The 14,858-nt window shown below is 43.5% G+C and carries 15 protein-coding genes and 1 tRNA gene; 6 read left to right on the top strand and 10 right to left on the bottom strand.

All coding sequences use genetic code 11. The annotated features are described in order from the left end of the window. The 6 genes from Q5866_RS16135 to Q5866_RS16110 form a co-directional block, all read right to left on the bottom strand. The coding region (locus tag Q5866_RS16135) for a hypothetical protein (protein ID WP_303181318.1) at window positions 1–283 on the bottom strand (283 nt) is incomplete at its 3' end. A gap of 11 nt (window positions 284–294) precedes the next feature. Beyond that, on the bottom strand, window positions 295–3,984 hold the full coding sequence (locus tag Q5866_RS16130; protein WP_303181317.1) for a SusC/RagA family TonB-linked outer membrane protein: 3,690 nt from the start codon (window positions 3,982–3,984) through the stop codon (window positions 295–297). 98 nt (window positions 3,985–4,082) lie between these two features. Beyond that, window positions 4,083–5,285, bottom strand: a complete 1,203-nt coding sequence (locus Q5866_RS16125; protein ID WP_303181316.1) for a FecR family protein — start codon at window positions 5,283–5,285, stop codon at window positions 4,083–4,085. Between the two features lie 65 nt (window positions 5,286–5,350). Further along, entirely contained in the window at window positions 5,351–5,923 is a 573-nt protein-coding gene (locus Q5866_RS16120; RefSeq protein WP_303181314.1) for an RNA polymerase sigma-70 factor, read from the bottom strand. Window positions 5,924–6,005: 82 nt separating this feature from the next. Continuing rightward, window positions 6,006–6,608: a lysine exporter LysO family protein gene (locus Q5866_RS16115; protein ID WP_099290685.1), complete on the bottom strand. Its 603-nt coding sequence runs from the start codon at window positions 6,606–6,608 to the stop codon at window positions 6,006–6,008. Between the two features lie 9 nt (window positions 6,609–6,617). Further along, window positions 6,618–6,887 carry a LysO family transporter gene (locus Q5866_RS16110; RefSeq protein WP_303181313.1) on the bottom strand — a complete coding sequence of 90 codons (270 nt, stop codon included), beginning with the start codon at window positions 6,885–6,887 and terminating at the stop codon, window positions 6,618–6,620. Between the two features lie 138 nt (window positions 6,888–7,025). Between Q5866_RS16110 and Q5866_RS16105 the strand changes: the two genes are divergently transcribed. After that, complete coding sequence (locus Q5866_RS16105) at window positions 7,026–7,463, top strand: DoxX family protein (protein WP_099290683.1); 438 nt, start codon at window positions 7,026–7,028, stop codon at window positions 7,461–7,463. A gap of 24 nt (window positions 7,464–7,487) precedes the next feature. Here Q5866_RS16105 and Q5866_RS16100 read toward each other — a convergent pair whose 3' ends face one another. After that, the gene (locus Q5866_RS16100) at window positions 7,488–7,637 is read right to left on the bottom strand and encodes a hypothetical protein (protein WP_303181311.1); all 150 of its coding nucleotides are present in this window, start codon (window positions 7,635–7,637) and stop codon (window positions 7,488–7,490) included. Window positions 7,638–7,872: 235 nt separating this feature from the next. Here Q5866_RS16100 and Q5866_RS16095 point away from each other — a divergent pair, with 235 nt between their 5' ends. Beyond that, the gene (locus tag Q5866_RS16095) at window positions 7,873–8,358 is read left to right on the top strand and encodes a hypothetical protein (protein ID WP_303181310.1); all 486 of its coding nucleotides are present in this window, start codon (window positions 7,873–7,875) and stop codon (window positions 8,356–8,358) included. On the opposite strand, the gene Q5866_RS16090 is transcribed toward Q5866_RS16095, so the two are convergent. The 3 genes from Q5866_RS16090 to folB all read right to left on the bottom strand — a co-directional run bounded on the left by Q5866_RS16090 (window position 8,326) and on the right by folB (window position 9,912). Next, entirely contained in the window at window positions 8,326–9,309 is a 984-nt protein-coding gene (locus Q5866_RS16090) for a DNA adenine methylase (RefSeq protein WP_303181309.1), read from the bottom strand. The genes Q5866_RS16095 and Q5866_RS16090 overlap by 33 nt on opposite strands. A gap of 114 nt (window positions 9,310–9,423) precedes the next feature. Further along, a tRNA-Cys gene (locus tag Q5866_RS16085) sits at window positions 9,424–9,494 on the bottom strand. Window positions 9,495–9,558: 64 nt separating this feature from the next. Continuing rightward, the gene (gene folB / locus Q5866_RS16080) at window positions 9,559–9,912 is read right to left on the bottom strand and encodes a dihydroneopterin aldolase (protein ID WP_186976953.1); all 354 of its coding nucleotides are present in this window, start codon (window positions 9,910–9,912) and stop codon (window positions 9,559–9,561) included. A 424-nt stretch (window positions 9,913–10,336) separates the two neighbouring features. On the opposite strand from folB, the gene Q5866_RS21110 reads away from it, so the two are divergent. The 4 genes from Q5866_RS21110 (at window position 10,337) to Q5866_RS16055 (ending at window position 14,801) form a co-directional block, all read left to right on the top strand. Further along, window positions 10,337–12,526, top strand: coding sequence for a M18 family aminopeptidase (locus tag Q5866_RS21110; protein WP_368502043.1), 2,190 nt, complete (start codon window positions 10,337–10,339; stop codon window positions 12,524–12,526). Window positions 12,527–12,594: 68 nt separating this feature from the next. After that, window positions 12,595–12,975: an MmcQ/YjbR family DNA-binding protein gene (locus Q5866_RS16065; protein ID WP_303181307.1), complete on the top strand. Its 381-nt coding sequence runs from the start codon at window positions 12,595–12,597 to the stop codon at window positions 12,973–12,975. A 53-nt stretch (window positions 12,976–13,028) separates the two neighbouring features. Continuing rightward, the gene (locus tag Q5866_RS16060; protein WP_099290814.1) at window positions 13,029–13,580 is read left to right on the top strand and encodes an RNA polymerase sigma factor; all 552 of its coding nucleotides are present in this window, start codon (window positions 13,029–13,031) and stop codon (window positions 13,578–13,580) included. A gap of 75 nt (window positions 13,581–13,655) precedes the next feature. Further along, on the top strand, window positions 13,656–14,801 hold the full coding sequence (locus Q5866_RS16055) for a FecR family protein (protein ID WP_099290677.1): 1,146 nt from the start codon (window positions 13,656–13,658) through the stop codon (window positions 14,799–14,801). Window positions 14,802–14,858: the final 57 nt, after the last annotated feature.

Here is a 14,858-nt window from a genome sequence, read left to right as displayed (position 1 = left end):
CCGGGTTCGCTTCCCAGTTGTAGAATTTCAAGTATAGTTGGGTGGAAGTCGAGACGGCGGTTACGGTTCGGGTGTATTCCACGTCATCGTCCATGAGATTGAGCCATTTGCCGATGTCCCATCTGGTAGGTCCGGAGAGGTAGCCGTCGCCGATGAGAAGTTCATGGAAATCGTCGGTGCAGGATGGGTACACGGTATCCTTCGGGTATTTGGTAAGAAAATCGTGACAGGAGGTTAGTACCAGCACGATGATGAGCGATATGTAAAGTATTCCTGTTTTCATAAGTGGTTTGTTTAAAATGAAATATTCAGGTTGAAAGAATAGGTCGGACACAAGGACATGTTGATTTGTGGTGCCGAACCGTTCTGTGTTGCGGGATCTTGCCCTTTGAGTTTTTTGCTACAGAAAGTATGCAGGTTTGTTGCCGAGAAGCCCACGTAACAGTTTTTTAAATTTAGTTTGTTGCATAGTTTGTCGGACAGGTTGTAGCGTAGTGACAGCGATTGGATTTTGACGTAATTGCCGTTTACGACTCTCAGATCGGAGTTGTCGTACATTTGCCATAGGTCTGATGCGAAGCTGTATGAGATTCCCGCTTCATTTTTGGCGTTGTAGTTGTTCCACCATACTTTGTCATGAAGCGTGTTCACGAATTCGGGACCGGAAACAACTCCCGGGATGTCCGTGCGTAGTTCGTCACCGGGGACTTGCCAGCGTTTCAGAAATTCTCGGCGTACGTTTTCCGTCGGTCGGGGTGCGATGGTGCCATATCTGGAGGATACATTGGAATACATTTTTAACAGACGGATTTTAGCTCCGAAGCTGTAAGCCACGTTGATTGCCATGGTGAAGCGTCGCCATGCAAACGTGTTCTGGATTCCTCCCTGTATGTCGGGTACCCGGCTTCCGGAGTAGACCATGATTTCTTGCCACACGTCTTGCCGGTCGCTCGTTTTGTTGAATTTTTCCATGAGATCGGTTTTTTTGCCGTCGATGTAAGTGGTTTGATCGGAACCGAAGAATATGGGTAGCCCGTTTTCCGGTTCGAGCCCGATGTATCGGTATGAGAAGAAGGAGTTGAGCGGGCGACCGGCGATGTCTGCCGAGCCGTTGAGGTACATATCGTATGTGACGGTTTGTTCGAAGGATCTGTCCTTGCGTGACCGCCGGTTTACGAGTTGGTTGACGACTTGCCCGATGTTGGGGTTGAATGTCCAGCGAAATCCGTTGATGTTGACGCTCCGGGTGTCTATCGGGGTAAAGTTCATGGAAACTTCGATACCCTGATTGGTGATGACTCCTTGGTTTACCGTCCAGTTGTTCAGCCCGTTGATTTTGGATACGTTTTTAGTAAGGAAGGCGTCTTGCGTTCTTTTGTAGAAGTAGGATACGGAGCCCCGGAGGAAATTTTTGAAGAAGGAGAAGTCGAGCGTGGCGTTGTAGGAAGCTGTCTTTTCCCATTTCAAATCCGGGTTCGGGTAGTTTTGCACGGTGGAGTAGAATTCTTTCCACGTGTCTTGTATGCCTTCTTTACGGATGACGAGTTTTGCCGAGGCGTTGTCTAGCATATTTCCCTGGTAACCGAATGAAGCTCTTAGGTCTAAGGTGGTGATCCAATTGGCTTTTGGCAGGATGCTTTCTTTGATGTTCCAGCGTCCGGATACCGACCAGATGGGAGCTAGTTTCTCGTTTGCCCGGGAACCGAAACGATTGGAGGCGTCTATGCGGATGTTGGTATTTAGGGAATACATATTTTTGTAACTGTAGGAGATGGTGCCATAGAAGGAAGCCACGTTGGTCAGTTTATCTGTCCATTCGCCTATAGCCGCAGAGGTCTTGCCTCTCCATTTCATGAAATCCTCGTATTGGTTCCAATCGGTGATTTCTGCCATCTTTTTTCCCCTTTCCCGCAGATAGCCCCGGTAGGTTTGATTCAGCCCGTAGTATTGCGTGGAAGATATTTCTCCCCCCGCGGAAGCGGTGATGAGGTGAATTTGTTCGGAATCGATGAATTTGTTGAAATCCAGTTGCGCCCGTATCACGTAGGAGTATTTTTCGGAGTTTTGATAGATGAGTTCTCCCCCGAACGGAAGTTTGTTCTGGATTTGAAGAGATTTGGCGTAGAATGATTTTTCTCCATGCCAGGTTTCCTGGGTGGTGTTTGCCGTGGAGTAAGAACCGGTAATGGCGGCTTTTAACGGTTCGAGGATTTTGTAGTCTACGGTTGCCCGGATAGTCATGCCCGTGGAACGGATGTCTTGCGAGGTATTGGCTACGTCCTCGAGGATGTTGAAGTCTACGGGTTGGTTATTTGACGTGTAACGCTGGTAGTACCATAGTTCTTTGTTTTCGTTGTAGACGGGAAGTGCCCGCGTGGTGTTGTAGGCATACGTGGTGACGCCGACGTCGCCGGGTGTGTATTTCCGTTTACCCACGTCTGCGGTTATTCCCATGCGGAAGGTGAATTTGTTGTAGTTTGCTGTCAGGTTTATGTTTGCCGTGTAGCTTTTGTTGTTTTCTCCTTTTATGCTTCCGCTGGCATCGCTGAAACCGATGGACGCGTAATACCTTAAGCTACTGCTGCCCCCGGAGATGCTTAGCGTGTGTTTGTGGGTGAAGGAGTTGCGCATGAGCAGGTCGAACCAATCGGTGTTCACGGATTCGTAGTACCCGACTTCTTTCTGCATTTCTTCGAAAGTTATTTTGTTTTCCCAATAGTCCCGGAGCGGTTTCTCGTATCCCATCCAAGTTTGTAAATCACCGAAAGGTACTCTTTTTTCGATGAGTTCCCGGGAATAGGCGATTCTTTCGCGGGAGTCCATCATGTTCACGCTGTTGTCCCCGTAGTGCGGGCGGCGCATGAAGCTTCCCGATAAGGAGTAAGAGATGGTGGGTGGTCCGGGTTTGCCTTTTTTGGTCGTGATGACGATAACCCCGTTGGCGGCACGAGCCCCGTAGAGTGCGGTTGCCGAGGCGTCTTTCAGTACGTCGATTTGTTCGATGTCTTCCGGGTTAAGTCCGGATATGGCGTTGCCGACCAGATTGACGAAGTCTAGATCGTTGATTTGTTCCGGATCGACATCCACGGGGTTCTCCTGTACGATGCCGTCGATGACCCACACGGGTTCCTGTGAACCGAGCACGGTGGATGTTCCTCGGATGCGGATGCGTGGTGCGGCTCCGATTTGACCTGAGTTTTGCATGAAGGTCATGCCGGGAATGTAGCCTTCCAGCATTTGGTCAATGGATTGCAATCCGGCGACAACGATGTCCGAGGCTTTGATGGATTGTATGGCACTGGTCGTTTTGCGCAGGTCGATTTGTTGGTAACCGGTGTTTACGATGACCTCGTCCAGCATTGCCGATGATTCTTTCATCACGACGTTTATGGTGTCCTTGCCTTTGTACTTGATTTCTTGGGTTTCCATGCCGATAAAGGAGTAAACCAAGATGATGGAATCCAGTTTCGGAAGTACGATTTGGTACCACCCGTTGATGTCGGTGGAGGTGCCCATCTGACCGGGTTTCAAGCGAACGGTTACACCTGCCAGTGGGTGTTTTTGTTGATCCGTTACTTTTCCCACGATACGGATTTCTTTTTTACCTTCCGGTTCGATGGGTTTTTCACGAATGATTACCACGTTGTCGTCCCACAAGTATTCCAGCCCGAATTCGGGTAGGAGTTCGTCCAGAATCTGTTTGAGTTCTTTGTTTTTAGCAACGAGGTTGACTGTTCCTTTGTTTTTGATGAGGTTGTGATTGTACAAGAAATCACATTTTGCCTGTTTCCCGAGTTCTTTGAACACGGCGGTCAAGGATACATTCTGCATATTCGCGTTAATTATCACTCGTTGAGAGAAGACGTTTGCTTGTACTGTCATGAATGTACAACATAAGATGAACCATGCGAATTTCATAAAGATTAACATTTTACGCAACGAAATCCAAGGTATGGTTTTCGTTCCCATTCGTTTTTTTTCCATAAATTTGTAGTTGATAGTTATACATGTTACACCTATTACTTGCAAGGCTATAAGTGTAATTTAACTTGGAGATTGGGAATTGATGGATTCCCAATTTTTTATTTTTTCTTTATCGTTACACTCCTTTCTTTAATAATGAATTCAATTTCGTTGGTTTGTTCAAATTTTTTCAAGAGGTTTTCTACATTCTCGTATCTTTTCAGTCGACCGGTGAAGAGAATGTCTTTTGTTTCCGGGTTTTGGTAGAATATATTCAAATCATACCATAATGCCAGCGTGGACATGATCTCTTGCAAAGACATTTGTTCGAATTTGTAGTACCCTGATTTCCATGACGTGTAGAGTTCCGTGTCTACTTCTTTTATTTCGGTTTTCCGGTTTGTCGTGTTGTAGGTGATTTGATTGCCGGGGGTGATGTCATAGCTTTTACCCCGGCAGGTGACTTGTATTTTCCCTTCTTCCAGTGTTGCTGCCATTTGTTCCTGTGTCGGGTAGGCTTTCACGTTGAATGAGGTTCCCAGTACGCGGATGGACATCTGTCCTGTTTTCACGATGAAGGGGTGAAGGGTGTCTTTGGCAACTTCGAAATAGGCTTCCCCGATAAGGCATACTTCTCTGTTTTTTCCCGTGAATCCGGTGGGATAATGGAGTCCCGAACCGGAGTTCAAATATACTTTTGTCCCGTCGGATAGTATCACTTTGTATTCGGCTCCCATGGGTACGGAGAGGGTGTTGTATGTGATATTCTTGGTCGTGGAGTCCTTTGTGTCGTAAATTAGGGTATGGGCTTGGTTTTTGATCTCAAAAGTGCTGTCAACCACGATGTATTCCTGTTGCTGGGCGTCTAATGGTATAATTTCTCCCGTAGCTAGTTGTAACAGGGCTTTGGATTCTCCCGGTTTTATTTGTTGGGCTGCGGGTGTGGGTGTTTTTATTTCGGGGTGATGATTACTACTGAAATAGTAGAACATTCCCAATGTGATGAGGATACTTGCTGCCGCGGATAACCAGGCAAGATGTTTTTGTTTCTGTCGTTTTGCTTCTTGTGTCTTGATTCTTTGTTGTATTTGTTCAAAAAGGATTTTTCTGTCGTTACCCCGCAGTATGCCTGAATTTCTTTCCATGAGTGAACGAAATTGTTCGTATATGGCTTGATTTGCCGGATGGGCTTGTTTCCATGTTTCGAGTAATCGGTTTTCTTCGGCGGACAATGGTTCTCCGGACAGGTTACCTGCTAATATTTCATAGATGGTTTCCGGTATATCCAAATAATCCGTGTGTTCGTTATTTTGATTCTCCATATTTGATGCTTTTTATGGAGATAGCACCGGAACTTTGGTTTTGTGTGACAGGGAAAATTATTTTTTTACATTTTTTTTCTACACTTTGTCCAAAGAAGGAATAGTGTGATAAAGATATTCTTTTGTAATTTTTCCCGCAGGAATTTGAAAGAACGTCCCATTTGTTTTTTGACGGTATTGATGCTTATTTGTAGTTTTTCTGCAACTTCTTGATATTTCATGCCTTCCATACAGATCATGAGGAATATTTTTCTCCGTTCTTCCGGTAGTTCGTTTAATGCTTTATATAGCGCTTCGTCGTTCCACTCTGTTTCGTCGGCGTTTAAGTTTTCTTGCTCATCTTCTTTTGCGGCAATATAATATTTCTTTCTCCTTTTTTCTCCACGAAGATGATTGAGGGCGGCATGTTTGACGGATTGAAAAATGTATTGTTCCAGTCCGTTGGGAAGATTGGCGAAACGGCGGTGTACCCAAAAATCGACAAAACAATTCTGAACGACATCTTTTGCTGCTTCCGGGTCATCGAGCATTTGATTGGCGAACAGCAGCAATGTGTCATGATAGGTTTCAAAAAGCAGCTTGAAGGCTCCTTCTTCATTTTGTTTAAATAGAGATAATATGGTTTCCGCCTGTCCCATAGTACGTGTTTAGATTCTACAAATATAAAGAATAAAATTATCTTACAAACTTTTGACTTTTAAATTTAACGTGATGGTGTTTTTATATCGTGCAGAAGAAAGTGACGAGAAAAGGTACACTCAGGTCGACGGTTATCCCGTGGATGATGGAGATGATCACGAACTCTTTGCCGCAGAACTTGGTGATAATAGGTAGTGTGGTGTCGGCAGTGGTGGCGCCTCCCACGGAGATGGGGGCTAGTTTTCCGAAATAGCGGATTAGGAGAGGGGCTGCCAATAGGGCAAGCAGTTCACGCATGATGTTTGAGACAAGGGCGATGGTGCCTAGTTCGGCTCCTTTGTATTGGGTGATGAATATGGAGGAGAGGGAGTAATAACCGAAGCCCGATCCCACGGCAAGGCAATCCGTGATGCTTCTGTCGCTTAGGGCAAAGCTGATGAGGGCAGACCCGATGAGGGTGCCGATGATGGTTGCCAAGGGGACAAGTATGATTTTTAAGTTTTGTTGTTTTAAGGCTTGCAGGGCTTTTTTGTCACTCCCGATGCTGATGCCTACAAGGAACATCAAAGCGTACAAAGCGTATAGGGTAGGGGCTTCCGCGGTTAATATGGCGGGAATATCAATGAAGCGTCCTAGCAATACTCCGGCGATGAAGAATGAAACAATCGTGATGCTGCCTTTCATGAGTTGGTTTTATTTAGACGGAACAAAGAAAAAATGATAGATGCCCCACGCGCAAAGGACACTTCCCGCCACGGAGGCGAGGGTGATTAATAGGGCGTCGTAACCGATAGTAGCCAAATTGTTCATGATGTCCCCGTTGGCGCCGACCGTTATCCCCAGTAGAAAAAGTAATAAAAAAATAGCGTAGTTGATCAATTTATACACGATCTTCAAATTCCTCTCCCGGAAGAGGTATCCCAGAATGATCCCCGTGACCATTAATCCGATAACAATACCCATAGTTTGACAATTATTTTATCGCGAAGCTACGATTTATTTTTAAAAACACTATCTTTACGAGGGAGGGGGTCTGGAAATTGAAACATTCATGAAAGAATGTTCGTTACTAATACAGTTTTAATTTTAAAAAATGTTGTTATGAAAAAAGTGATTTCGTCGGTTATATCACCTAGCCAGAAGTTCCTGAGCTTGGGATTGCTTATATTGCGTGTGCTTGTGGGAATAACCATGTTGACTCATGGACTTGCTAAATTGACTTCGTTCTCGGAATTGTCCTCGACGTTTTTCGATCCGATCGGGTTGGGAAGTACGCTTTCGCTGATCTTGATTATCTGCGCCGAAGTGGGGTGTTCCATATTTCTTATTGTGGGGGCATTCACCCGTCTGGCGACGATCCCGTTAATTTTTTCCATGTTGGTGGTAATCCTTATCGTACATGGTAATGATCCTTTTCAAGTGAAAGAGTTACCTTTGATATACTTGGGAATTTACATTTTCCTGTTCTTCGCAGGACCGGGAAAGATCTCTTTGGATTCGATTCTTCTGAAAAAGATAGACACGAGTATACCTAAATAAAGAATGAATTGAGGCAGGTGGTTCCTAGGGAATCACCTGTTCTGTTCCGTTCAGTATTGGGACTACGTTTTCATCTTCTTCCAGTACGGTGGCTGCCAATAACCAATAGAGCAGCAACACGATGGCAATGATGATTCCCACGATTGTCCACACGTTGTTTTTTCTTCTTTTCATGATTCTTTTTGTTAGATTGTTTGTATGAACATAAACGGGAAATGGCAGGGAGAGGTTCTGTTTTTGTGAAAAATTCAAGATAAGTACGTAAGTTTTTTATTTGTTCCTTGATTAATTCTTTTGATTGGTATTAAATATAAATGTTAATTATTCATTTTGTTTTACTATATTTGTATTGATTGCGGCGCTTGGAGCTTTGATGTTTGTCAAATAATTTAACAAAGAAACTAATTTTATGGCTACACGGGTTACAGATTTTTCTGATGGCAGTTACTTGGAGTACGCTCGGGGAAGCTTTGATGAATGGTGTGTTTATTTATCTCGTCCGAATACCGCAAGATATGCACCGCGAGATTATCAATATTTTCAGCGTCTTGTTAATTACGTTTCTAAATATGGTAAAGATGCAATTTATCAAGATTTTGTGTCTATTTATAATAAGACGACCAAAGACTTGGATAACTCTACCATTCAATACATAAAGGATATGACTTCTAAGTATGGGGTGGATGCCCTTGATATAGCCATTGATTTCACCATTATCTATATGGGGATGATTGCCGAAGAAAACAAAGAGAACGCGATATTAGGCAAAAGAGTTAAAAGGCTTGGTGTATATCAGACCATCTATGATGAGCTGTCACCGGATGAAGCTGCAAATTTTAGCCGCGGGAAGAAATGGAGAGAGTTAGATGCTATTTGTCGTGGCAGAGGATTTTAAATAGTTTGTTATAAGAAGTTCTTTAATAGTTCCCCTTTTATCTGATTTAGAATTTATATTTCTTTTGGCATCTACACGCGTAATGTTGTATTCCTGATATAATTCATCAAAGAAATTATTGTCAGGATTGATGCTACGCGGATCGGAGTTGCTTAGCATGAATTTGGCTCCCGTTGCTGATATTTCGTCACAAAACTGTTTCAGCCGGTTTTGTTCGTTGTCGTCAAAATCAAATTTAGTATATGAGTTAAAATTTGAAGTTTCACTGATTGGCTTATATGGCGGGTCAAAGTAGAAGAAAGTTTTTTCGCTTACGTACTCTTTGGTGGCAGTGTAATCGCCACAGAGAATTTCAACTTTTTGTAATAATTCGCTATCCCGTAATATCGTTTCCCTGTCACAAATTTTAGGGTTTTTGTATTTGCCAAATGGCACATTGAATTTGTTTTTAGAGTTGACACGATATAAGCCATTGAAGCATGTACGATTTAGAAAGATGAATAGTGCTGCATTTCTTACAGACCGCGATGATGAATTTCGCTCGTTATACTCTTCCCTAAGGGCTAAATAAAGTTCTTTCTGGTTATCGTATGAAGTTAGATTTTTGTAGTTTGTATCTATGCGTTCTAATTCTGAAATTAAATCTAAAGGTTCTTTTTTGATAACTCTATAAATATTTATCAAATCAGAATTAATATCATTTATAACGACATGTTTTATATTGTCGTATGCTGACAGCAGCCAAAACATGATAGCACCACTACCTATAAAGGGTTCTATATAGGTGTCAATAGTTGAAATATTATCCGGGAGATAGTTGTTAATCTGCTGGATAAGCTGTCCTTTACCTCCAGCCCATTTTAAGAACGGGTGCCCTGTAATTTGCTTTTTTATTGATTGATTCATATCGCAAAAATAGTGTTTTTTAAGAATAAAAGATTGTTCTAACATCTGCTTGCGTGTACTTCTCGAAGATTTTCCCGTTGAGTCTTTTTTATTTCGCACCCCTTTTGAAAATCAAAAACTCCGAAACCTTTTATTTGTTGGGGTTTCAGAGCTTTGCTGAGGTCGGTAGCAGATTTGAACTGCTGTACGCGGTTTTGCAGACCGCTGCCTAACCGCTCGGCCAACCGACCCTGTTGCGATTTTGCAGTGCAAAGATAAAGTGAAATTTTGGATTCTGCAATACCTTACTGCAATTTATTTCGATAAAGTAACACTTGTTGCCGCGATTTTACCACCCAAGGGGGGATTGAGCTTTGATACTTTAATAGTTACGTGCGTGATTTGAGGGAATGTCCGGTAGAGGGCATCGATCATTCTTTGTGCCACGTGCTCCAGCAGGTGGGATTTGATCATCATTTCACGGGCAATAATTTCATAGGCGGTCAGGTAACTGAGGGCGTCGTTGATGTCATCGCTTTGGGCGGCTTTGCTGCAATCGGTTTGGATGCGGGCGTATACCATGAATTTGTTTCCCACGATTCGTTCTGTTTCGTAGCACCCGTGGTAGGCGAAAAATTCCATTCCTTCGATTTCTATGATTCCTTCCATGATTGTTAATTTTTGTGTTTCATGTTTTATTCTTATCTTGCGGCTTTAAATACAAAAGAGCCGACAGGGGATGTCGACTCTTAAGATTACATTACTAACTACTAACCTAAACCATACAAACTTATGAAAAATCTTCAATCTCTTAAAGACGGTGCAAAGATAGGTGTAGTTTGTGAATCCAACTAATGTTTGATGTTAATAAAAGTTGTTGTTGAGGTTAATGTAGGTTAATGAAACGGGCTTGGATGGCTTGGTAATGGTGTGTCGTGAAAATGTTGTATGGTTAATGTATTGGTTTGTAGAATGATGTGATATATTCTCGTGTAAATACTCTTTGTTAATTATTAATAAGTCTTTATCGGATGGTGTGAAAATCGAATATTATTTGTATGTTTATCAGATAGATTTTTTTAGGAAAAGTAGTATGTTAGATTGGATTAAAGTGTCAGATATACAAGACATTATTTGTGAAGCAGGATGTCTGGTGTCGGATATATACGAGAAAAGAAATTTTCATGTAGAAACAAAAGGTGACATGACTCCGGTCACGGAGGCGGATAAGGCGTCGAGTGAGTTTATCGTGCGGGCGCTAAAAAAGCTCTATCCGGATATTCCCGTGATTAGTGAAGAGGCGTCGTTGCCTTCTTATGATGAACGGAAAAAATGGAAGTACGTGTGGGTGGTTGATCCGCTGGACGGCACGAAGGAGTTTATTTTTCGGAACGGACGTTTTTGTATTAATATCGCTCTGGTGGAAGACGGGCGTCCGGTGTTCGGGATGATTAATAATATTTGCGATAAGGAAATATTGTGGGCTTTCGCGGATGGAGAGCGCGGGATAACACGAGATGGGGAGGAAAGCGTGTTGGAGGCTTCTATGGAAGTTCCGTCCCGTTTGAGAGTGGCGGTGAGCCGTTTTCATCTGACGGAGAGTGAGATGCAGTATATTGATGGGTTGAAGGCGGCGGGGTATGACGTGGAATTAATGCCCTTGGGGGCTTCTTCCAAACAGTGTATGGTGGCAGTGGGAAAAGTGGATATATGCCCGAAATTCGGAAAATGCTCAGAATGGGATGTTGCGGCGGGACAGGTGTTGGTGGCGGCTACCGGGGGACTTGTCGTGAACGCGGAGACGGGGGGAGAGGTGTTGTATAATAAAGAAAATATTCTGAGTTCGCCTTTTATCATGTTCAGCAAGCGGATACATGAAGAAATTAAACGGGGTAATCGTATTTTTTTGACTCCTGACGCGGAGGTTGAGGTAAAAAATGATTATCTTGGGGCACAAAGAAATGAAATAATAAATCAAGATATAATGGAGAAACAATTAGCAAAAGAACTGATTGAGTTTATACATGAAAGTCCGACAAATTTTCATGCAGTGGCGAATGCCAAAAAAGAGTTGCTGGATCATGGTTTCAAACAACTGTTTTCCGGGGAAGCGTGGCAAATAGAAAAAGGGGGTAAGTATTTCGTGACGAAGAATCACTCGTCCCTTTTCGCTTTCGAGATCGGAAGCGGCGAGATTGCCAGTGACGGGTTCAAGATTATTTGTGCCCACAGTGATTCTCCCACTTTCCGGATCAAGCCGAATGCGGAGATGCCTGTTGCCGGACAATACTTGAAGTTGAATACCGAGGTTTACGGGGGACCTATCATGTACACGTGGTTTGACCGTCCGTTGTCTATGGCGGGGCGCGTGATGCTAAAGAGCCTGAACCCGTTGAAGCCCGCGACGCAATTCGTGAATTTCAACCGTCCGTTGATGGTGATTCCGCATATTGCTATCCATTTCAATCGTGCCGTGAATGATCAGGGTAACCCGTTAAGCAAGCAAAAAGATATGTTGCCGGTGATTGCCATGATTAATGAAACGTTCGAGAAGGATAATTATCTGGTAAAGTTGATTGCCGAGGAGATGGGGGTGAACAAGGAGGATATTCTTGATTTTGATCTGACGTTGTATGAATTCGAGAAAGGATGTCTGTTCGGTGTGAACGAAGAGTTTATTTCTACCGGGAAGTTGGATGATCTGGCGATGGCATTTGCGGGATTGAAGGCATTTGTAAATTCGGAGAAATGCCGGAAGACGAAAGTGCTTGCTATTTTCGATAACGAAGAGGTGGGAAGCGGGACGAAACAGGGAGCCGGTTCCCCGATTCTGCGTACTATCGTGGAGCGTATCGTGTTCGGGTTGGGTGGTAAGCCGGAAGATTTGTACCGGGCTATTCATAATTCCTTCATGATTTCTGCCGATATGGCTCACGCTCTTCACCCGAATTACGTGGAGAAACATGACCCGACGAATCATCCGGTGTTGAATGGCGGTCCGGTGATAAAGATTAACGCTAACCAGAAGTATATTACCGATGGTGATTCCGCTGCCGTGTTCAAGACGATTTGTAAAATGGCCGGAGTGCCGTGTCAAGAGTTTGTCAATCACTCGGATATGGCAGGAGGTTCCACGTTGGGAAATATTTTGCTTTCCCAAATGGAAATGCGCGGTGTGGATATTGGTAATCCGATGTGGGCTATGCACTCCGTTCGCGAGACGGGCGGCGTGAAGGATAATGTTTACGTGATAAAAGCTTTCACTACGTTTTATAATATTTAAGATTGTTGTTATTAATTGGGAAGGGTTGTCTGTAATCGGCAGCCCTTTCTTCTTTATATCCGGATGCAATGAATATTGAGGAATTTAGAGAATATTGCCTGTCATTTAAGGGCGTTCATGAAAAAATGCCGTTTCCTAATGTAGCTGATCGGTATAGTCGTGATGTCTTATGCTTCTACGTGCTGGATAAATGGTTTTGTTTCGTGAATATTGAGGTGTTTGATTTTTGTTGTATTAAATGTGATCCCGGGGAGGCGGGTGAGTTGAGGGCTCAATATATGGGGATAAAGCCGGGATGGCACATGAATAAGAAATATTGGAACAGTGTTTATTTTAATCAGGATGTACCGGATGACAAGATAAGGGAATTGGTCGCTGAATCTTATCGTATTGTTGTTCAAAGTTTGACAAAAAAGGAGCGGGAGATGCTGTTACTTCTTGTCAAGTAAAACTATTTTCTTTATTTTTGTTTCTTCGGTGGTTGTTTAGAACGTATTTATATATGGTGATGCCGGATGAGAAGGAAATATTAATAAAGCTCAATCAAGGTGATGAAGCCGGATTGGAAGGTTTGTTTTCTCTGTATTATAAGCCCTTGTGCGTTTTTGCTTTGAATTTTATTGATTCTTACGAGGAGGCAGAGGATTTGATTCAGGAGCTTTTCGTGAAGTTTTGGGAGCGGCGGGGAAAGATGGAGTTCCAAGGGTCTTTGCGGGCGTATTTGTTTTCTTCCGTGCAGCATAATTGTATTAAATTAATAAAAAGTAGAAGAAGGTATCATTTTGACGGTATCGAGAATTACGAGGATTTGCTTGAAGATAGGTGTACTCCCGGTGAGATGGAAGAGGAGAAGGAGAGGTTGTACGCGGAGATTGAGAAATTGCCGGAGCAATGCCGGAAGGTGTTTGAAGCGATTGTTCTGAAAGATATGAAGTATAAAGAAGCCGCCGAACAGTTGAATCTATCCGTGAATACGATAAAAACACATCTTGCAAGGGCGATAAAACAATTGCGTACTTCATTGAGTATCATTGTTCTGATGATGATTCGGTAAAATATTTCTTTTTTTTTGCTTTTTCGTTCACCCATTTTTGCCTTTTTAGGCTTTAGGTAGTAAAAAGTACTGCTAATGGATGATAAGAGAATTATTGAGTTGGTTATTCTATATTGTAAGGATGAATTGACGGCTTCGGATTGTTCTGAATTAGAGATCTGGTTAGATGAAGACCAAAGGCATCGGGAGATTTTTCGGGATTATCTGGGAAAGTACCGGAAGGTGAGGCAAACTGTGTTTTATGATACTCTGGACGAGCGAGAGGCTTGGCATCGATTGACACGAAGAATAACGGGTACGGGAAGGAAAAAGCGTATTATGCGTTATTACCCGTATGTGGCCTCGCTGGTGTTATTCATGGTCGTAAGCGTATTTTTATACATGAGGGGTGGGATGTTTTCAGGTAGAGATGTAATTACGGTGGAGCCCGGCTCAACCAAGGCCGTGTTGCAGTTGTCGGATGGAAGGTGTGTGCGGTTATCGGCAGATTCGATGATGTCCTTGAAGGAGGTAAACGGGGTGGTTATAAGGAAAGGAGAGGAAGGGGGGATTCATTATTTAGAGAGTGAAACGGCGGGAGAGAGCGTGTTGAACACGATACGTGTACCCCGGGGGGGAGAGTATTACCTGTGTTTGGCTGACGGGACGAAGGTATGGCTTAATTCGGAGTCCGAGTTGACTTATCCTGTTTCTATGGGAGGGATTTTTAGGGATGTACGATTGAAGGGGGAGGCTTATTTTGAAGTCACTGGAAATGAAAGCCAACCTTTCCGGGTAACATGTGGAGATTCCCGGATCTCGGTATTGGGAACGAAGTTTAATATCATGGCATATGACGGGCAGAAAGATGTTGTCACGACACTGGTCAACGGACGGGTGCAAGTGTTCGCGAGCGGTGATTCCTTGATATTAAATCCGGGGGAACAATCGTTGTCCGGGGCGAACGGTATTGACGTAAGGAAGGTGGATGCAGGTATTTTTATAGCGTGGATCTCGGGAATATTTGAGTTTGAAGAGATGAGTCTTGGAGAGATCACGGGACAATTGGAACGCTGGTATGATGTGTCATTTGTTTATACCGATTCGTCACTGCGGGAGATTACGTTCACGGGAGCTGCCGATCGTCATCGTCCGTTGAATGTCGTCTTGGAGATGATAGAGAAACTTTCGGGGGTGCGTTTCGAGCTCGGGAAGGAGGTGATTACGATTTATAAAGAATGAAAGGAGTGCGGCTAACACTCCTTTGAAATATCCTGTCGGCTAAACAGGAATAGATTT

The sequence above is a fragment of the uncultured Butyricimonas sp. genome, assembly GCF_959596855.1.
In the GTDB taxonomy this organism is placed as follows: domain Bacteria; phylum Bacteroidota; class Bacteroidia; order Bacteroidales; family Marinifilaceae; genus Butyricimonas; species Butyricimonas muris.
This window is presented reverse-complemented; position numbering and strand designations above follow the sequence as displayed.